Source organism: Altererythrobacter sp. H2 (assembly GCF_035319885.1).
In the GTDB taxonomy this organism is placed as follows: Bacteria; Pseudomonadota; Alphaproteobacteria; order Sphingomonadales; family Sphingomonadaceae; genus 34-65-8.
Genome location: NZ_CP141285.1, coordinates 1,018,937 through 1,035,559 on the forward strand (window position 1 = coordinate 1,018,937; position 16,623 = coordinate 1,035,559).

A 16,623-nucleotide genomic window follows, 5' to 3' on the forward strand; every position below is an offset into this window, starting at 1 on the left:
AGGGCCGCTCGACAGGGCGGCCCTTTTCGTTTCAAGGAACAGCCATGCTTCCCCGCGAAACACTTGCCACGGCTGAGATACCCGGTGGCGGAACGTTGACTCTGGTCAGCCATGGCCGCGATTTCATCATCATGCTCGGCCGTGACGAGCTGATGGGCACGCGGATGCAGTATTCCGAGGAACAGCTTGCCGTCCTCACCCTGGCCGAGCTGGAGGTTCCCGCCCCGAGGGTGCTGATCGGCGGCTACGGCATGGGCTTCACCTACCGCGCCGCGCTGGAGCGGGTCGGGGCCGATGGCCGGGTGGTGGTAGCCGAGATCGTGCCCGAGATTCTGGACTGGGCGCAAGGGCCGCTGGCAGGCCTGACCGGCGCGGCCCTCGATGATCCGCGCGGATCGATCGTCCTGTGCGATGTCGCGGCGCTGATCGACGACGCCAACGACGGCACGACCGGCAAGTACCACGCCATCCTTCTCGACGTCGACAACGGGCCGGACGGGATCGTGCGCGATGCCAACGACCGGCTCTATACCCGCACCGGGCTGGCCAAGGCGCGCGAGGCGCTGATGCCGGGCGGGATCCTGGCAATCTGGTCAGCCGCGCCCGATCACAAGTTCACCATGCGGCTGAAGCAGGCCGGGTTCGAGGTGACGGTGCGCGAAGTACGCGCGCGGCCCAACAACAAGGGCCCGCGCCACACGATCTGGTTCGCGCGGAGGAGCTAGCTTGCGGGCATCTGGGGGGGGCGTCCCTTAGCCTGCCTTGATCCGCACCCGGCCCATGAAGTCGCGCTTCCCCACTGGCACCCCTTTCATCCGCAGGATGTCGTAGGCGGTCGCACAGTGAAAATAGAAGTTCGGCTGGCTGAAGCTGAGCAGGAAGTTCTCGGCCGTAAAATCCAGCCCGCTGCCCTTGAATTCGAAGCGCATCGGCTGGCCCATGAAGCCCTCCATGTCTTCTTCGCTCAAGGCTTCCATGGCCGCCACTGCGCCCGCCAGCTTGTCGCGCAGGGCCGCGAAGGTGGCCGGCGGCGGGTTGAGGTCCGGCGAATAGACGCCCTGCCGGACACCCTCGATCGAACCTTGCGTGTGCTCAGCCACGCATTTCACCTGATAGGTGAAGGGCAGCATATCCTCGTGAATGCGCGCGGCGATCACCTCCGCTTCGCTGCAACCTGTCTGCTCACACCACTGCTCGGCCTTGTCGAGGAGGTGGTTTGCAGTCCCCAGCATCTGGAGCGCGCCGGGCACGTAGGCGGCATGGAGCGATAGCGGCATAGTGGTATTCCCTTCCCTGGAAAACGCAAAGACCCGGCAGTCTTGCGACGGCCGGGCCCTGATAACCTGTTGGCTTAGCGGACCCGCGGGCCCCCGAACGGCAGTGGCGGGGGTGGGCGGCGCACGCCGCGCGGCAGCTGCGCCTGGTAGGCCCGGCCGCAATGTTCGACGCAATAGGGAAATCCCGGGTTCACCGCCACGCCGCAGAAGTGGAAATCGGGCTCGCCCGGATGGCCCATCGGCCAGCGGCAGACCTTGTCGCTGAGGTCGAGCAGACTGGTCTTGTCGGCGATTTCGGGGCTCGGTTTGGCCGGCACAAGCCGGCGCGGCGGGGCCGGCGGGATCGGGGCCTGCTGTTCGCCTGGCCCCTGGCGGAGGAAGCCGCCGGGGCCAACCGAGACGATGCGCGGCAAGTCCGATGAAGGGTTGGGCACAGGCTGCGAGGGAATGCCCGAGCTTGCGCTCGGCCGCTCGACCGGTTCTTCACGCGGTTCCTGCACGGGCGGAGCGGGCGGCGGGGAGGCGGGTTTGGCCGCAACGACCGGCTTCTTCGGTGGTGCCTTGGCAACCGGTTTTTCCACCGGGGCGGCAGGCTTTTCCTTCTTGTCGTTCGGCTTGACCGGCGAAGGGCGCGCCTTCAGGCCAAGGCGGTGCGCCTTGCCGATCACCGCATTGCGGCTGACCCCGCCGAGTTCCTCAGCAATCTGGCTGGCGGTCGAGCCGCCTTCCCACATCGTCTTCAGCGTCGCGATCCGTTCGTCGGTCCAGCTCATCGCAATCCAGTTTCCGTTCTCTTGGCGGCCACAAGGCCCCCGCTTGCCAGCAGCATGGCTTGGGCCTAGGCGCAGGGCCATGGCCGATCAAGCACACACTCCGGGAAATACGGGCGTGTCCCGGGCGCAGACGAATACCGGGGCCGGGGTCCGGTTCCCACCCCCTGGCGAGCCTGTGTTCCACGGGCTCAACCGCATCGGGTTGTGGAGCCTCTATATGAAGGAGGTCCGCCGGTTTCTCAAGGTCCAGACGCAGACGATCTGGGCCCCGGCGGTCACAACGCTGCTGTTTCTGGTGATTTTCACCGTCGCGCTCGGGCGCGAAGGGCGTGAAGTGCTCGGCGTGCCGTTTTCGACCTTTGTCGCACCGGGCCTGATCGTGATGGGCATGATGCAAAATGCCTTCGCCAATTCCAGCTTCTCGCTCCTCGCAGGCAAGATCCAGGGCACGATCATCGACCTGCTGATGCCGCCTTTGTCGGAAGGCGAGCTGATGGCCGGGATCGTTGCCGCAGCTGTGACTCGCGCCATCCTGGTGGGTCTCGCCGTGGCCGCCGCCATGCTGCTCTGGCCGGGCGTGTCGCTGGCCATGGCGCACGTCTGGGCGGTGATCTGGTTCGGGCTGATGGGGTCCGTCATGCTGGCCCTGATCGGGCTGCTGACATCGGTCTGGGCGGAGAAGTTCGATCATAACGCCGCGATCACCAACTTCGTGGTAGCACCGCTCAGCCTGCTCTCAGGCACCTTCTACGTGATCGACAACCTTTCGCCGCTGTTCCAGGCGATCAGCCGGGCAAACCCGTTCTTCTACATCATTTCGGGCTTTCGTTACGGGTTTCTGGGGCAGAGCGACATCGGCAACACCGACATGGCGGTGCTGAGCGGAGCCGTCGGCATCGGCTTGTTCAATGTGGTGCTGGCGGTGGTGACTTACCGCGTGCTCCGGTCCGGCTGGAAGCTGAAGAGCTGAAGGTGTCGCGCGCCAGCCATTCCACTACGCGGCTGGCACGCTATGCTGCCGCGGCAATCGCTTTCGCTGCGCTGGCCGCGATGCTGCCGCCGCTCTTCAACGGTCTGGCCAGGGGCGAGACGCTGGCCGGGACAGTGTGGAGCCTGCTGCGCTTCTTCACCATTCTTACCAATCTGCTGGTTGGGCTGGTGTTCGCACGGCTCGCGTGGGGCGGCCGGGATGCGGTGCCGCCGTTGATCCAGGGCGGGGTCATGCTCGCCATCGTGCTGGTCGGGTTGGTCTACAACTTCGTGCTCGCTCCGATGCCGCAGCCGAACCTGTCGTCGGCCCTGGGGGACGACATGCATCACGTCTGGGTACCGCTGGCGGTGCCGCTGTGGTGGCTGGCCTTTGCCCCGCATCGGCGCCTTGGCTGGAGCGCGCCCTTCCTCTGGGCGCTCTACCCGATCGCCTATTCGGCCTATGTCCTGCTGCGCGCGGCGGGTGAGGCAGGGGGGACCCCGCTCCGCTATCCCTATCCGTTCATGGATGCCGAGGCGCTGGGCTGGGTCGGCGCGCTGACGAACATGGCGGCCATTGCCGCTGCTTTCGTGCTGGTCGGCTTGCTAGCCGTGCTGCTGGACCGCAAGCTACCGGGCTAGTGGGTCAGCGCACGGCGCATCCGGTAGCGGCCGTTTTCGAACCGGTCGAACATTTCGGCAATTTGCGGATGATCAACTGGCCCTGCCTCAGAATCGCCAAGCAGGTTCTGCTGGCTGACATAAGCGACGTAGGACGATTCATCGTTTTCGGCCAGCAGGTGGTAGAACGGCTGCTCGCGCTTGGGCCGGATTTCCTCCGGGATCGACTGGTACCATTCCTCGCTGTTGGCGAACACCGGGTCCACATCGAACACCACTCCGCGGAAATCGAACACGCGGTGACGGACCACGTCGCCAATGCCGAAACGCGCGCGCGCGTGGCGCGGCACGTCAATCGTGCGGCCGGCCTGGGCGGAATAGAACTGAGTGCGGTCCATGAGGAGAATATAGCCCCGCGCCGGTGCGAAACAAGCGCCGTTGCGACGAGCGCCCGTCTCACCAGACGGGCTGTGCCGATTCAGGCTTGGCAATCCCCCCGCTGTTCGCTAACCGCCGCGCTCTTTCGACCGGGCATTACCATACGCCCAGGCACGCTTCGCGGAGAGGTGGCAGAGTGGTCGAATGCGCCGCACTCGAAATGCGGTGTACGGGAAACCGTACCGTGGGTTCGAATCCCACCCTCTCCGCCAGAAGCTTGTTTCCCGAAGTGCCCATCCATCTCATGAACCGCTGAAAACCTAGCTTTTCAGGCCTAAAGCCGTCTCAAGCTGTCGCTTGCTAGGTCGCCAAATCTCACTTACTATGTGGGAGAAAACGTGGGAGTGTTGTATGCCTAGGCTGGCAGCGACTTTTGTGAAATCTGTGTCCGCACCGGGCCGATACGGCGACGGGGAGGGTCTCTTCCTGCTCGTAGGGCCATCGAGCGGGAAAAGCTGGATGGTCAGGGTTCAGAAAGATGGTCGTCGTCGAGACATTGGGTTGGGAAGTGCATCGAAGGTTTCTCTGAAGCTGGCGCGCGAGCGGGCAGCGCTGGTGCGATCCCAAATCGAGGCTGGGATTGACCCCGTCAGCGAGCGGCGGAAGGCGGCGGGCGTCCCCACATTCCGGGAGGCCGCTGCAATCGTTCACGCCGAGCACAAGGCGGGATGGAAGAACGGAAAGCATCAGGGTCAATGGTTGTCTTCGTTGGAGGCTCACGCCTTCCCGGCGTTTGGCGATCGATCGATCGCCCTGATCGAAACGGCGGATGTGCGAGATGCTCTGGTGCCGATCTGGTTGAGCAAACCGGAAACCGCGCGCCGAGTTCGCCAGCGCATTCGCACCATAATCGACTGGGCAGTGGCGAAGGGGTATCGTGAGCACGCTTTGGCCATGACCGTGATCGATAAGGCGCTTCCCAAGCAACGCGGCAAGGTCAAACACCACAAGGCCCTTCCCTATTCCGAGGTGCCCGCCTTCATGGCTGAACTGCGATCCAAGGAGACGCTGGGCCGTCTCGCGTTGGAAGCAGCTATTCTCACCGCCGCCCGTTCGGGCGAAGTGCGCAATGCCGCTTGGGGCGAGCTTGACCTCGATGCCGCCACATGGACGATCCCTGCCAGCCGCATGAAAGCGGGCCGGGATCATGTCGTGCCTCTTTCTGCGCAGGCCATTGCGCTCTTCGAGCGGCTGAAACCCTATCGGCGGGGTGACAGCGATCTGGTATTTCCGGGACAGAAGAGGGCAAAGCCCTTGTCCGACATGACATTGACCAAGGCGCTGCGGGACATGGGCCACGACGCGACCGCGCACGGCTTTCGATCCAGCTTCCGCGACTGGGTGGCGGAGCAGACTTCGTTTCCCAGCGATCTCGCCGAAGCAGCCTTGGCTCACGTCGTGAACGACAAGACGGTCGCTGCGTATCAACGGGGCACGATGCTCGAAAAGAGGCGCGAACTCATGTCGGCGTGGGCAAACTTTTGCGACGGACAGAGGGTGAAGAACGTGATCCCGCTCCGGAAGAAGTGAGGAACGGACCTGCTGGACGGTTTATGCCCCAAATCGACCGGCTAAGCTCGCCAGAGTGCGATCATGATAAATGTGCAGTGGCGGCCCGGCAGGTTTCCCAAAGGGTTCTGTGGGCCTCTCAATGAAACGACGTAACTCGATGGACGGGCAAAGCAAAAATATATCCTATTGATTTCTGCATCTTGGTCTCGGATCGCGGGCCATTTCCACGGCGCACCTTGTAGTCACACGACGGCGCTGTGTGTATCTAGACGGCCTTTCTTTTTCGTCAGAAGGGCCATGACAATGCAGCCTCAGTTTCTCCGCGTGAACGAATTCTGTGACCGCTACGCAGTATCGCGGGCGACTTTCTATCGCCTGGTCAGCCGTGGAGAGATTGCGGTTTGCAAGGTTGGCAGCGCGACGCGGGTCCGTGCTTCAGACGCAGAAACTTGGGCACAGTCCCTCACCGACAGCCCGAGCAACGACATCGCCTGACCTTTTCAGACCCACGCGGACGGTCAAACGGTGGCGCGTGAAACTCTTCCGCCGTGAACCTGCGATACAGGCCCGGCATGACCTGAAGCGTTTCAAGATGCTGATGGAGACAGGCGAAATTGCCACCTCCGAACGCAGACGCGCTGGCACTAACCAGAAGCAGGAGAACGGATGATGCGCGCCCTTACCTGGCACGGCACCCACGATATCCGCTGCGAGACCGTGGCGGATCCCGAGATCGTCAACCCTCGCGACGCGGTGCTCCGCGTAACCAGCACCGCCATCTGCGGGTCCGACCTCCATCTTTACGACGGTGTCATTCCGGGCATGTTGTCCGGCGACATTCCGGGCCATGAGTTCATGGGAGAGGTGGTCGATGTCGGTCCCGGGAGCATCCTCAAGAAGGGGCAGCGCGTGGTGGTGCCGTTCACCATCAGTTGCGGCGGCTGCTTCCACTGCAAGGTGCAGCAATATTCGGCCTGCGAGAACTCCAATCCGGCCGAGAAGCAGGATGCTTCGGCGGCGCTTTACGGCCATCCCATGGCCGGGCTGTTCGGTTACTCGCACCTGACCGGCGGATACTCCGGTGGGCAGGCGGAATATGTCCGGGTGCCGTTCTCCGATATCGGCCCGATAGTCGTTCCCGATCACCTAGAAGATGACCAGGTCCTGTTCCTATCGGACATTCTTCCGACCGGCTGGATGGCAGCCGAAAATGCCGGGATAGAGCCCGACGACACGGTGGCTGTCTGGGGCTGCGGGCCGGTCGGTCTGTTTGCCATCCAGTCGGCGCTGGCGATGGGTGCGGCCCGGGTGATCGCGATCGACCATTATCCCCACCGGCTCGAACTGGCGCGAAGCCTGGGCGCCGAGATCGTCAACTTCCGGGAAAGCGATGTTCGCGAGGCCTTGCTGGAAATGTCCGGCGGGATCGGCGTGGACGCAGTTATCGACGCGGTCGGCATGGAAGCCCACGGTTTCGCGATCGACAACATGCTCGATGTGGTGAAGCAGACGGTGGGCATGGGGGCGGACCGGGCGAGTGCGCTCAAGCAGGCGATCCTGGCAGTCCGGCCCGGCGGCCGGGTCTCCATTCCTGGCGTCTACGGCGGCATGACCGACAAGTTCCCGCTCGGCGCGCTGATGGAGAAAGGCCTGCAGGTCCGCACCGGGCAGACTCACGTCCAGCGATACACGCACCAGCTTCTGGCCATGATCGAGGACGGCACGCTGGATACCACGTTCCTGATCAGCCACACCCTGTCTCTGGCAGATGGGCCGGACGGCTATCGCAACTTCCACGATAACCAGAACGAATGGACCAAAGTCGTCCTCAAGCCGTGATGGCGGACCGGGAGATCCGGTTCTGAGGTTGATGCATGTTCGGCCCGCGGTGACGTGTCGTGTGGCTTGTGCGTCGTGTCGCAATCCGGCCCTTGAACTGATTCAGTTTAATACAGCGCACTGGAGGAAAGCGTGATGTCCGACACGCCCGGCATCAATGACGATCAGGGTGGCGGCAGCCCCAGGAGGATCGACATGAGCACGTTCCGGATCACATTCAGCGACGATGGCTTCGGCGTGGGAAAATACCTCGAATACGAGAGCGTCAGCCCTTCTTCCGCTCTCAACTTTGTCCGCCGCGAACGTCTTGGACGCCGCGCCCATATCGCTTGCGATGGCAAGGAGCTGGCTTCGATCACCTGCTGCAACCGGAGCGGGGACCTGTGGATAGTTGGCCCACCGCAAGGCCGGCAGCCCCAACAATGACCCGTTGATCACGCCGCACGCGCGGGGCGGCCAATCCTCTCTCTCCCTTGGCTGATCCGTGTTCTGCCCAGCGGCACGCGGTGCCGCTGGGCAGCTTTTTTGAACCACCCCCTCCGAACAAAAAGCCGGCTGCGCTTATGCACAGCCGGCCCGATCCTGAACCTGCTCCGGCGATCTAGTTGTTGTCGCCGCTCCCGCCATTGGCGTTTCCGGCCCGGGCGGTATTGCGTTTTCCCAGACGACCCGCGCCGTGATAGCCCGGCTGCGATTGCCCGCCGTGATCGAGAAAGCCGCCGCCAACGTTGGCCTGCTCGTCTTTGCTCTTGCCAGTGTGGGGATTGGGATAAGGCGCGGCGGCATCGCTGCCGCCGGTCGCCCCGTCTCTTCCCTGATTGTTCACCCCGTCGGGCGCACCCTTGCGGGCCGAGTTTCGGGGCACCGCCTGAGTGGGCTTACCCGACGTCACACGCGATATCCGCCTGCTGCGGGCTCCATCCGCATGGTGGTTTCGCCATCGCCCATGTAGCGGGAATATTCCTGCTCGTACTGCTGCGTCAGGAAGGCCTTCCGCTCCCGCGGCAGGTTGTCGACCAGATCCGGCAGCCACTCGCTTTCCTCCTGGTAGACGTGCTGCTGCACCGCGCCTTCGATATGTTCGAGCTTCTCGCGCCATTCCTCGCTGCCGGGATCAAGCTGCTTGAGCTTGGCCAGCTGGATCTTGGTCATGGCGTGTTCCTCGTACGCCATGCCGGCGTGCGTCTTGCCGCTGAACTCGGCGACGTCAGGATAGAGGACTGCCTCTTCGGCGGTGGCGTGGCCGGTGAGGAGGGTCGACAGCTGCTCCACGGCGCGCACCGCGCCGGGGCCGGACGCCTGGCGTGCTTCGTTGAACGCGGCCTCGATCTGCTTGTGCTGATCAACCACCGCCCGGAGCCAGGGCTCGCCGGCGGCAAGGCGCTCGACATTCCGGCGTGCCTCGGCCCGCTGTTCGTCGGAGGCCGCAGGCGTCACTGCGGCGGCAATACGGTCGAGAAAAGACATGACATTCACTCCTGATGGTTTCTTGCCTGTTCAGAAGACAGGGCATGCCCTGGCGGATCAATGACCTGGGTTAGGAAGCTCATCCGTCAGGCCCGCAACGTCAGGCACTCAGCGAAAGCCGGATGTAACCATCGGCCGCCAAAGCCCGAATAGGACCGTGTGAGCCGATCAGGCCTACGCTGGACTTGAGAAGGACTGACCATGAAATCGACTCTCGGAATCGCTGCCGCTTCGCTGGCATCGCTCGCCGCAGCCTCGCTGCTCGCTTCCTCGCCTGCCGTTGCGCAGGGTTCGGGTGCCAAGGAAAAGTGCTACGGCGTCTCGCTCAAAGGCAAGAACGATTGCGCGGCCGGGCCGGGCACAAGTTGCGCCGGAACTTCCACTGTCGACTACCAGGGCAATGCCTGGAAGTATGTCGATAAGGGTGCATGCGCCAAGATGGGCGGCTCGCTGACCGCCAAGGCCGGCAATGCCAAGCCGGTTCCCCAGAAGGGCTGAGGTCCTCGGGTCGCACCCCCGGATGCTGGCTGACATGAACGCCTCGCGGCCGTTACCCCCCGTGGCCGGAGTTGGCCTCAAACCTGCGCATTATGTGCAGGCGCTTGAAGCCGTGTCAGCCAGCATCCACCCCCCTGCCGGTCCGCCCGGCTGGTTCGAGGTTCATCCGCAGAACTATTTCGGGGCTGGCGGGCCGCCCCACCGCTGGCTTGCCGCCTTTGCCGATGCCGCGCCCCTCAGCTTCCACTCCGTCGGACTGTCTCTCGGCAGCCGGGACGGGGTGAACACGGCTGAGCTGGACCAACTCGCCACCCTGTGTGATCGCTATGCACCCGTCTTGGTGTCGGACCATCTGAGCTGGAGCGGCAGCGCCAGCAATCGTTATCCGGACCTTTTGCCGGTGCCCTACACCCGCGAGGTGCTTGATCATTTCGTGGTGCAGGTCGGCCGGGTGCAGGAGCGGCTGATGCGTCCCCTGCTGATCGAGAACCCTTCGCGCTATCTTGCCTTTGCCGGGGACGAGATGAGCGAAGCCGAGTTTCTCCATGCACTGTGCGCGCGCAGCGGCTGCGGCATACTGCTCGACCTCAACAATATCGAAGTGTCCGCCAGCAACCTCGGCCTCGACGCCGAGGCGATGGTCGATGCCATCGATCCGGCATGGGTGGGCGAGGTGCATCTGGCCGGCCATGCGCGCGAGGATCATGCTGGCGGTCCGATCCTGATCGACGATCATGGCTCCGCAGTAAGCGACGAAGCATGGCATCTGTTTGCCCGCTTCATCCACCGCGCCGGGCCGCGTCCGGTGCTGATCGAATGGGACACAGACGTGCCCACGTTCGAAGTGCTGCTGGCTGAAGCGGCCAAGGCCGATGGGATTTTGCAGCCCGAACGTCCGGTGCCGGAAACCTTCGGGAAGCAGGCCCGTGAGCTGGCTTGAGCGCGGGCAGGCTGCGATGATGGCGGCGCTGGACCATGGCCCCGCGCACCTTCCGCAAGGCCTGTTCGCCGGTTCGCCAGAACGGGTGCTTGCGGGCATGAAAGTCCATGCCAACACTATCTCCCACGCCCGACTGGTGGCACTGGAAGATACCTTTCCGCGCACCCGCGAGTTGATCGGGCATGAGCGGTTCAACGCGCAATCCCGGTTATTCCTCAAGCAGCCCGGTGTGACTGCTCTCGCCATGTCCGACATTGGACTGGGCTTTGATCGGTTTCTGGCCGCGCAGGGCGAAGGGCCGGGCCCATCGGACCTCGCGCGGTTCGAGTGGCTCTGGCTCGCCGCCTATCATGCTGCCAATGCCATGCCGCTGGACCTGGCCGCGCTGGCGGGCATCGCACCGGAAGTGCTGCTGGAGGTCGTGGTCCAACGCCATCCCGCAGCCAGCGCGTCGCGGTTCGATCCCTCGGTGAATATTATGATTGGCAAGGAAGTGGCGGGGGCTGAGGAAGCGGCCGCGATCCTGATTGCCCGCCCGTTCGCAGACGTGCTGATCTCGCCCGCGACGGACGTGATGGCCGCAATGCTGCACGCTGCAGACAGGCCGAACACCATTGGTAACCTTCTTGCTCTGGCCGGCGAACACCGTGCTGACCATGGCGAAGTGGCTGAAGCCTCAAAGCAGGCGCTGGTCGCCTTGCTCGATGCTGGGGCGCTGACCCGCACCTGACGCCCAGTGTGGCTGCAAACAGGGAAAAGACCGTGAAAGCAATCCTGACGACCTATGACCGCGTGGTGGGCATGATCGACAACAACAAGGTCGAGAGCCTCGTGCTGCTGTTTACCCGGATCGTGTTTGCCGGGATATTCTGGCGCTCGGCCCGCACCAAGGTTGACGAGGGAGCCTGGCTGTCCATCAGTGACACGACCTATTTCCTGTTCCGTGAGGAATACGCCGGGGTGCCACTGCCGAGTGACCTTGCAGCCGTCCTGGCCACAGTGTCGGAACACCTGTTTCCGATCCTGCTGGTGCTGGGCCTGTTGACGCGGCTGTCGGCCCTGGCACTGCTCGCGATGACGATGGTGATCCAGTTGTTCGTCTATCCCGATGCCTGGTGGCAGGTGCATTCGCTGTGGGTGGCAATGGCGCTCGTGCTGCTGGTGCGGGGTGCGGGGGCAATCAGCCTTGACGCGCCGCTGGCAAGAGCGCGTGCGAAATGAAAGCTGACGAGGCCTCGCTGGCCCGCCTGATGGCAATGTCGCAAGGCGGCAACAAGCAAGCCTATGCGACCTTGCTGACCGAATGCCAGCGCTGGCTGCGTGCCTATTACAGCAGGCGGATCGCACCATCGCAGCTGGACGATCTGGTGCAGGACACCTTGATGGCCCTCCATCACAAGCTGGCCACCTGGGATTCCTCGCGCCCGTTCCTGCCCTGGCTGGCGGCCATCGCGCGCTATCGCTGGGTCGATCACCTGCGCCGGATCTACCGCGCTGACGAATGCGAGCTCGATGGCGAATTCGCCGGACAGGATGATGAGCCTGCCATCGCGGCACGCATCAGCCTTGACTGGCTGCTCGGCCTCCTGCCCGATGCCCAGGCTCGGGCGATCGAATTGGTCAAGATCGAAGGACTGAGCGTTGCCGAAGCCTCGCAAGCGAGCGGGCAAAGCGAATCGCTGGTCAAAGTCAACATACACCGGGGCCTGAAGAAGCTGGCCCACCTGATCGAGAAAGCCTGAACAATGCCTCGTGATAGCAACACCCTGATCGCAGAGTTGGTCGGCAGCCTGGAACCGGTCAAGCCGCTCAGCTTCCGCCGGGGCTTTGCCCTTGCGCTGGCAGCGGCCGCGGTATCGGTGCTGGGAGTGGCCGCAATGTTCGATCTGCGCCCGGACCTGCTGTCCGGCCGCTTCGAGCCGGTTTTCCTGCTGGCGAGCGGGCTTTTCCTGGTGCTGGGTATTGCAGCCTCGGTTACGGTTATCGTGATGAGCCGGCCGCGCGTCGGCAGCGATCACGGCGGCTGGGCCTGGGCCGCAGCGATGGTCGCCCTGCTGCCGGTTGCGGCGACGCTGGTCACCTTCGGACGCGGCGGGAGCGTCCTGGGGCATGATGAGCTGCTCTACGGGGCCGAATGTCTCGCGCTCGGCTCCAGCTATAGCGTGCTGGTCTTCGCCGTGCTGGTCTGGTGGCTGCGCAAGGGTGCGCCCACCTCGCCCGAACGGGCCGGCCTGCTCACCGGCATTGCGGCCGGCTGCTTCGGAATTTTCGCCTTTTCGCTGCACTGCCGATATGATGACATCGTCCATATCGGTCTGTGGCACAGCGCCGTTGTGGTGGTTGCCGCTACGGCGGGCAGGGCCCTGGTTCCCCGGCTGGTACGCTGGTAAACGAACGGACCGAAATTGCACCCGGCCCGCACCAGATTCGGTCTTTCAGTCCGGCCTCACTCGTGACATGAGGCGGGCCAGCGAAAGACCGATCCAGGAGAGCCATGGCCATGAACCTCGAATTCACCCCGGAAGAGCAGGCGTTCCGCGACGAAGTGCGCGCGTTCATCGCGGAGAATTATCCGAAACATCTGGCTGATTTCGGAATGCGCGAGGACATGTCGCCCGAAGACATGGTCGCCTGGCACAAGGTCCTGGGCGAAAAGGGCTGGTCGGTTCCGGCCTGGCCGGTCGAATACGGCGGCACCGGCTGGACGCCGACTCAGCGCTACATCTGGTCGGAAGAAAACGCCCGCATCAACGCCTTCATGCCGCTGCCCTTCGGCGTGGCGATGGTCGGCCCCGTCATCTACACCTTCGGTAACGAGGAGCAGAAGGCGAAGCACCTTCCCGGCATCCGCAGCGGCGATGTGTGGTGGTGCCAGGGCTATTCCGAACCCGGTGCCGGTTCCGACCTTGCCAGCCTCAAGACCACTGCCGTTCGCGATGGCGATCACTATGTGATCAATGGCCAGAAGACCTGGACCACGCTCGCCCAGCATGCAGACTGGGGCTTCTTCCTGTGCCGCACCGACCCCACCGCAAAGGCGCAGGAGGGCATCAGCTTCATCCTGGTCGACATGAAGACGCCGGGCGTGGAAGTGAAGCCGATCAAGCTGCTCGATGGCGGTTACGAGGTCAACGAGACCTGGCTGACCGATGTGCGCGTGCCGGTCGAAAACCTGGTGGGTCAGGAGAACAAGGGCTGGACCTATGCCAAGTTCCTGCTTGCCCATGAACGCAGCGGAATTGCCGGCGTCGCCCGGTCGAAGCGCGGGGTTGAAAAGCTGCGTGAAATCGCCGCCAACGAGACGATGGACGGCGCGCCCCTGATCAGGGACTTCGACTTTGCCCGCAAGGTCAGCCAGCTCGAAATCGACCTCGCCGCGCTCGAAATCACCGAACTGCGCACGCTGGCGGGCGAGCAGGCGGGCAAGGGGCCGGGGCCGGAAAGCTCGATCCTCAAGATCAAGGGCACCGAAATCCAGCAGCGCCTCACCGAACTGACGCTGGAGGCGGTCGGAACCTATGGCGCGCCCTATTACGGTTCTATCGCCAACGATACCGGCTCCAACGAATATGCCGTCGGCCCCGCTCACGCGCAGCACGCCGCGGCAACCTATTTCAACATGCGCAAGACCTCGATCTACGGCGGATCGAACGAGATCCAGCGCAACATCATCACCAAGATGATCCTCGGCCTCTGAAGAGCCTGAGACGGGAGAGACTACGTGGACTTCAACTTCACCGAAGAACAGGAAATGGTGCGCGACGGCCTCTCACGGCTGGTGCGCGAGCAGTACGACTGGGAAACGCGGCGCAAGGCGATTGCCAGCTCCGAAGGCTGGCGGCCCGAGGTATGGGCGCAGCTGGCGGAGCTCGGCATCCTCGGCATGCCCTTCAGCGAGGCTGACGGCGGCTTCGGTGGCGGCGCGGTCGATGCGATGGTCATCATGCAGGAATTCGGCAAGGGCCTGGTGGTCGAACCTTTCGTGCCCACCGTGGTCTGCGCGGGCGGCTTCCTCAAGCATGGCGGCAGTGCGGCGCAGAAGGAAGAGCACATCGGCGGGATCGTGGCGGGCAGCCGCGTGTTCGCCTTCGCCTATGCCGAGCCGCGCGGGCGGTTCGACTATGCCGATCTGGAAACCACCGCGAAGAAGGACGGTTCGGGCTGGGTGCTCAATGGCCACAAGGCAGTCGTGATCGGCGCGCCGTGGGCCAGCCACCTGATCGTGACCGCGCGCACCGGCGGCGAGCGGCGGGATCGCAGCGGCGTCTCGGTGTTCGTGGTGGACAAGAGCTCGCCGGGCATCGTGACGCGCGACTATGAAACCGTCGATGGTCGCCGTGCGTCGGAAGTCTATTTCGAGAACGTCTCCGTCCCGGCCGAGGCGCTGATCGGTGCCGAGGGCGAGGGGCTGGCGCTGATCGAACTGGTGACGGACGAAGCGATCGCCGCCCTGTGCGCCGAGGCCTGCGGGGCGATGAAGGTCGCCCACGCCATGACGGTGGAATATTCGCGCCAGCGCAAGCAGTTCGGGGTGCCGATCGGCAGCTTCCAGGTGCTCCAGCACCGCATGGTCGATATGTACACCGCTTACGAGCAGGCGGTGTCACTGACCTATCTTGCCACACTGCGGCTGGGCTCGGACGAAACCGAGCGCAAGCGCACGGTCTCGGCGGCCAAGGTCGGCGTGGGGCAGTCGGCGCGGCTTATCGGACAGGAAGCTGTGCAGATCCACGGCGGCAACGGCGTGACCGACGAGTATGCCATCGGCCACTATTTCAAGCGGTTGACGATTTTCGATGCCGAATTTGGCAATGTCGACCACCACATGAAGCGCCACGTCGCGCTGGCATAGCCGCACGGACGCCTGGCAGACGAGGCGCGCGGGGAGGGTAACAACCCCGCGCGTCCCCCGATACCGGGGGCTGGGTGCTTGCCCTCGGGCACCCCAGCGCCTAGTGCCGCGCGGTTTGTCTCCGGCAGGAAAGAGTTCGCATGGCCAACGTTACCGTAATCGGCGCCCAGTGGGGCGATGAGGGCAAGGGCAAGATTGTCGACTGGCTGGCCAGCCGCGCCGATGCCGTGGTCCGTTTCCAGGGCGGCCACAATGCGGGCCATACGCTGGTGGTGGGCGACACCACCTACAAGCTGAGCCTGCTGCCCAGCGGGATCGTGACGGGCACGCTCAGCATCATCGGCAACGGCGTGGTGCTCGATCCGTGGCATCTCAAGTCCGAGATCGAAAAGCTCGAAGGGCAGGGGGTGTCGATCACCACCGAGAACTTCGCCATTGCCGACAATTGCCCGCTGATCCTGCCGATTCACCGCGACCTTGACGGTCTGCGCGAAACGGCGGCTGGTGCAGGCAAGATCGGCACCACCGGGCGCGGGATCGGCCCGGCTTACGAAGACAAGGTCGGCCGCCGGGCGATCCGGGTGTGCGATCTGGCCCACCTTGACGCGCTCGACAGCCAGCTTGACCGGCTCTGCGCGCACCACGATGCGCTGCGCGCCGGGTTCGGCCAGCCGCCGTTTGACCGCGCCGCTCTCATTGCTGAACTGGCCGAGATCGCGCCGTTCGTGCTGCAATATGCCCAGCCGGTGTGGAAGCGGCTGAAGAAGGTGCGCAAGGCGGGCGCCCGCATCCTGTTCGAGGGCGCCCAAGGGGTGCTGCTCGATGTCGACCACGGCACCTATCCCTTCGTCACCAGCTCCAACACGGTGAGCGGCACGGCGGCGAGCGGATCGGGCCTCGGCCCGGCCAGCACCGGGTTCGTGCTCGGAATCGTCAAGGCATACACCACCCGGGTCGGCAGCGGCCCGTTCCCGACCGAGCTGGAGGATGACACCGGCCAGCGGCTGGGCGAACGGGGCCATGAGTTCGGCACGGTGACCGGGCGCAAGCGCCGCTGCGGCTGGTTCGATGCGGTGCTGGTGCGCCAGTCCTGCGCGATCAGCGGCGTGACCGGGATCGCGCTGACCAAGCTCGACGTGCTCGACGGGTTCGAGACAGTGCGGATCTGCACCGGCTATCGTCTGGGTGGCAAGATCCTCGACTATTTCCCCAGCCATGCCGCCGACCAGGCCAATGTCGAGCCGATCTACGAGGACATGGAAGGGTGGAGCGGCACCACTGCCGGTGCGCGCAGCTGGGCCGACCTGCCCGCCAACGCGATCAAGTACATCCAGCGGGTGCAGGAGCTGATCGAAACACCGGTTGCCCTCGTCTCGACCAGCCCCGAGCGGGACGACACCATCCTGGTGCGCGATCCGTTCGTCGATTAGGTCGCCT

Annotated in this window: 21 protein-coding genes, 1 tRNA gene and 1 pseudogene; 18 read left to right on the forward strand and 5 right to left on the reverse strand. The window is 64.2% G+C overall.

Going from position 1 to position 16,623, the window contains the following annotated elements:
- Window positions 1-44: 44 nt before the first annotated feature.
- Window positions 45-725 (forward strand): spermidine synthase, encoded by a 681-nt coding sequence (locus U4960_RS05070; protein ID WP_324262492.1) that lies wholly within the window; start codon window positions 45-47, stop codon window positions 723-725.
- Window positions 726-752: 27 nt separating this feature from the next.
- On the opposite strand, the gene U4960_RS05075 is transcribed toward U4960_RS05070, so the two are convergent.
- Window positions 753-1,277, reverse strand: a complete 525-nt coding sequence (locus U4960_RS05075) for a DUF1993 domain-containing protein (protein WP_324262493.1) — start codon at window positions 1,275-1,277, stop codon at window positions 753-755.
- Window positions 1,278-1,351: 74 nt separating this feature from the next.
- A complete protein-coding gene (locus U4960_RS05080) occupies window positions 1,352-2,050 on the reverse strand; it encodes a GcrA family cell cycle regulator (protein ID WP_324262494.1) in 699 nt (232 codons plus the stop codon).
- Window positions 2,051-2,129: 79 nt separating this feature from the next.
- On the opposite strand from U4960_RS05080, the gene U4960_RS05085 reads away from it, so the two are divergent.
- Both U4960_RS05085 and U4960_RS05090 read left to right on the forward strand, forming a co-directional pair.
- Window positions 2,130-3,020, forward strand: coding sequence for an ABC transporter permease (locus U4960_RS05085; protein WP_324262495.1), 891 nt, complete (start codon window positions 2,130-2,132; stop codon window positions 3,018-3,020).
- A 2-nt stretch (window positions 3,021-3,022) separates the two neighbouring features.
- Window positions 3,023-3,661 carry a Pr6Pr family membrane protein gene (locus U4960_RS05090; RefSeq protein WP_324262496.1) on the forward strand — a complete coding sequence of 213 codons (639 nt, stop codon included), beginning with the start codon at window positions 3,023-3,025 and terminating at the stop codon, window positions 3,659-3,661.
- Here U4960_RS05090 and hspQ read toward each other — a convergent pair.
- Entirely contained in the window at window positions 3,658-4,038 is a 381-nt protein-coding gene (gene hspQ, locus U4960_RS05095; protein ID WP_324262497.1) for a heat shock protein HspQ, read from the reverse strand. The genes U4960_RS05090 and hspQ overlap by 4 nt on opposite strands.
- A gap of 162 nt (window positions 4,039-4,200) precedes the next feature.
- Here hspQ and U4960_RS05100 point away from each other — a divergent pair.
- The 6 genes and pseudogenes from U4960_RS05100 (at window position 4,201) to U4960_RS05120 (ending at window position 7,855) form a co-directional block, all read left to right on the forward strand.
- Window positions 4,201-4,290 (forward strand) — tRNA-Ser (locus U4960_RS05100).
- Between the two features lie 139 nt (window positions 4,291-4,429).
- Entirely contained in the window at window positions 4,430-5,608 is a 1,179-nt protein-coding gene (locus tag U4960_RS05105; RefSeq protein WP_324262498.1) for a tyrosine-type recombinase/integrase, read from the forward strand.
- A gap of 285 nt (window positions 5,609-5,893) precedes the next feature.
- Window positions 5,894-6,085, forward strand: a complete 192-nt coding sequence (locus U4960_RS16055; protein ID WP_416379101.1) for a helix-turn-helix transcriptional regulator — start codon at window positions 5,894-5,896, stop codon at window positions 6,083-6,085.
- A 40-nt stretch (window positions 6,086-6,125) separates the two neighbouring features.
- Window positions 6,126-6,260, forward strand: a pseudogene (locus U4960_RS05110) (SRPBCC family protein); the annotation flags it as partial.
- Complete coding sequence (locus U4960_RS05115; RefSeq protein WP_324263061.1) at window positions 6,260-7,429, forward strand: zinc-dependent alcohol dehydrogenase; 1,170 nt, start codon at window positions 6,260-6,262, stop codon at window positions 7,427-7,429. The pseudogene U4960_RS05110 and the gene U4960_RS05115, both read left to right, overlap by 1 nt.
- A 135-nt stretch (window positions 7,430-7,564) precedes the next feature.
- Window positions 7,565-7,855 carry a hypothetical protein gene (locus tag U4960_RS05120; protein ID WP_324262499.1) on the forward strand — a complete coding sequence of 97 codons (291 nt, stop codon included), beginning with the start codon at window positions 7,565-7,567 and terminating at the stop codon, window positions 7,853-7,855.
- Window positions 7,856-8,030: 175 nt separating this feature from the next.
- Here the strand turns inward: U4960_RS05120 and U4960_RS05125 are convergent, their stop codons facing one another.
- Together U4960_RS05125 and U4960_RS05130 are read right to left on the reverse strand one after the other, a co-directional pair.
- Window positions 8,031-8,321, reverse strand: a complete 291-nt coding sequence (locus tag U4960_RS05125) for a hypothetical protein (RefSeq protein ID WP_324262500.1) — start codon at window positions 8,319-8,321, stop codon at window positions 8,031-8,033.
- Complete coding sequence (locus U4960_RS05130) at window positions 8,318-8,896, reverse strand: hemerythrin domain-containing protein (protein ID WP_324262501.1); 579 nt, start codon at window positions 8,894-8,896, stop codon at window positions 8,318-8,320. Before U4960_RS05130 ends, U4960_RS05125 begins: the two co-directional genes overlap by 4 nt.
- Window positions 8,897-9,097: 201 nt before the next feature.
- On the opposite strand from U4960_RS05130, the gene U4960_RS05135 reads away from it, so the two are divergent.
- The 9 genes from U4960_RS05135 (at window position 9,098) to U4960_RS05175 (ending at window position 16,616) form a co-directional block, all read left to right on the forward strand.
- Window positions 9,098-9,394 carry a BufA1 family periplasmic bufferin-type metallophore gene (locus U4960_RS05135; protein WP_324262502.1) on the forward strand — a complete coding sequence of 99 codons (297 nt, stop codon included), beginning with the start codon at window positions 9,098-9,100 and terminating at the stop codon, window positions 9,392-9,394.
- Window positions 9,395-9,455: 61 nt separating this feature from the next.
- The gene (gene bufB / locus U4960_RS05140; RefSeq protein WP_324262503.1) at window positions 9,456-10,334 is read left to right on the forward strand and encodes an MNIO family bufferin maturase; all 879 of its coding nucleotides are present in this window, start codon (window positions 9,456-9,458) and stop codon (window positions 10,332-10,334) included.
- Entirely contained in the window at window positions 10,321-11,064 is a 744-nt protein-coding gene (locus tag U4960_RS05145) for an HvfC/BufC family peptide modification chaperone (RefSeq protein WP_324262504.1), read from the forward strand. Before bufB ends, U4960_RS05145 begins: the two co-directional genes overlap by 14 nt.
- A 32-nt stretch (window positions 11,065-11,096) precedes the next feature.
- Complete coding sequence (locus U4960_RS05150) at window positions 11,097-11,555, forward strand: DoxX family protein (protein ID WP_324262505.1); 459 nt, start codon at window positions 11,097-11,099, stop codon at window positions 11,553-11,555.
- The gene (locus U4960_RS05155; RefSeq protein WP_324262506.1) at window positions 11,552-12,076 is read left to right on the forward strand and encodes a sigma-70 family RNA polymerase sigma factor; all 525 of its coding nucleotides are present in this window, start codon (window positions 11,552-11,554) and stop codon (window positions 12,074-12,076) included. Before U4960_RS05150 ends, U4960_RS05155 begins: the two co-directional genes overlap by 4 nt.
- Window positions 12,077-12,079: 3 nt before the next feature.
- Window positions 12,080-12,724, forward strand: a complete 645-nt coding sequence (locus tag U4960_RS05160; protein ID WP_324262507.1) for a DUF1109 domain-containing protein — start codon at window positions 12,080-12,082, stop codon at window positions 12,722-12,724.
- Window positions 12,725-12,834: 110 nt separating this feature from the next.
- The gene (locus tag U4960_RS05165) at window positions 12,835-14,031 is read left to right on the forward strand and encodes an acyl-CoA dehydrogenase family protein (RefSeq protein ID WP_324262508.1); all 1,197 of its coding nucleotides are present in this window, start codon (window positions 12,835-12,837) and stop codon (window positions 14,029-14,031) included.
- A 24-nt stretch (window positions 14,032-14,055) separates the two neighbouring features.
- A complete protein-coding gene (locus U4960_RS05170; RefSeq protein WP_324262509.1) occupies window positions 14,056-15,186 on the forward strand; it encodes an acyl-CoA dehydrogenase family protein in 1,131 nt (376 codons plus the stop codon).
- Window positions 15,187-15,326: 140 nt separating this feature from the next.
- Window positions 15,327-16,616 (forward strand): adenylosuccinate synthase, encoded by a 1,290-nt coding sequence (locus U4960_RS05175; RefSeq protein ID WP_324262510.1) that lies wholly within the window; start codon window positions 15,327-15,329, stop codon window positions 16,614-16,616.
- Window positions 16,617-16,623 lie beyond the last annotated feature (7 nt).

Excerpts from the sequence above, each read along its gene's own strand:
- U4960_RS05070 (WP_324262492.1), top strand. The coding sequence starts at position 45 with ATGCTTCCCCGCGAAACACTTGCCACGGCTGAGATACCCGGTGGCGGA.
- U4960_RS05075 (WP_324262493.1), bottom strand. The coding sequence starts at position 1,277 with ATGCCGCTATCGCTCCATGCCGCCTACGTGCCCGGCGCGCTCCAGATG.
- U4960_RS05080 (WP_324262494.1), bottom strand. The coding sequence starts at position 2,050 with ATGAGCTGGACCGACGAACGGATCGCGACGCTGAAGACGATGTGGGAA.
- U4960_RS05085 (WP_324262495.1), top strand. The coding sequence starts at position 2,130 with ATGGCCGATCAAGCACACACTCCGGGAAATACGGGCGTGTCCCGGGCG.
- hspQ (WP_324262497.1), bottom strand. The coding sequence starts at position 4,038 with ATGGACCGCACTCAGTTCTATTCCGCCCAGGCCGGCCGCACGATTGAC.
- U4960_RS05105 (WP_324262498.1), top strand. The coding sequence starts at position 4,430 with ATGCCTAGGCTGGCAGCGACTTTTGTGAAATCTGTGTCCGCACCGGGC.
- U4960_RS16055 (WP_416379101.1), top strand. The coding sequence starts at position 5,894 with ATGCAGCCTCAGTTTCTCCGCGTGAACGAATTCTGTGACCGCTACGCA.
- U4960_RS05115 (WP_324263061.1), top strand. The coding sequence starts at position 6,260 with ATGCGCGCCCTTACCTGGCACGGCACCCACGATATCCGCTGCGAGACC.
- U4960_RS05120 (WP_324262499.1), top strand. The coding sequence starts at position 7,565 with ATGTCCGACACGCCCGGCATCAATGACGATCAGGGTGGCGGCAGCCCC.
- U4960_RS05130 (WP_324262501.1), bottom strand. The coding sequence starts at position 8,896 with ATGTCTTTTCTCGACCGTATTGCCGCCGCAGTGACGCCTGCGGCCTCC.
- U4960_RS05135 (WP_324262502.1), top strand. The coding sequence starts at position 9,098 with ATGAAATCGACTCTCGGAATCGCTGCCGCTTCGCTGGCATCGCTCGCC.
- U4960_RS05155 (WP_324262506.1), top strand. The coding sequence starts at position 11,552 with ATGAAAGCTGACGAGGCCTCGCTGGCCCGCCTGATGGCAATGTCGCAA.
- U4960_RS05160 (WP_324262507.1), top strand. The coding sequence starts at position 12,080 with ATGCCTCGTGATAGCAACACCCTGATCGCAGAGTTGGTCGGCAGCCTG.
- U4960_RS05165 (WP_324262508.1), top strand. The coding sequence starts at position 12,835 with ATGAACCTCGAATTCACCCCGGAAGAGCAGGCGTTCCGCGACGAAGTG.
- U4960_RS05175 (WP_324262510.1), top strand. The coding sequence starts at position 15,327 with ATGGCCAACGTTACCGTAATCGGCGCCCAGTGGGGCGATGAGGGCAAG.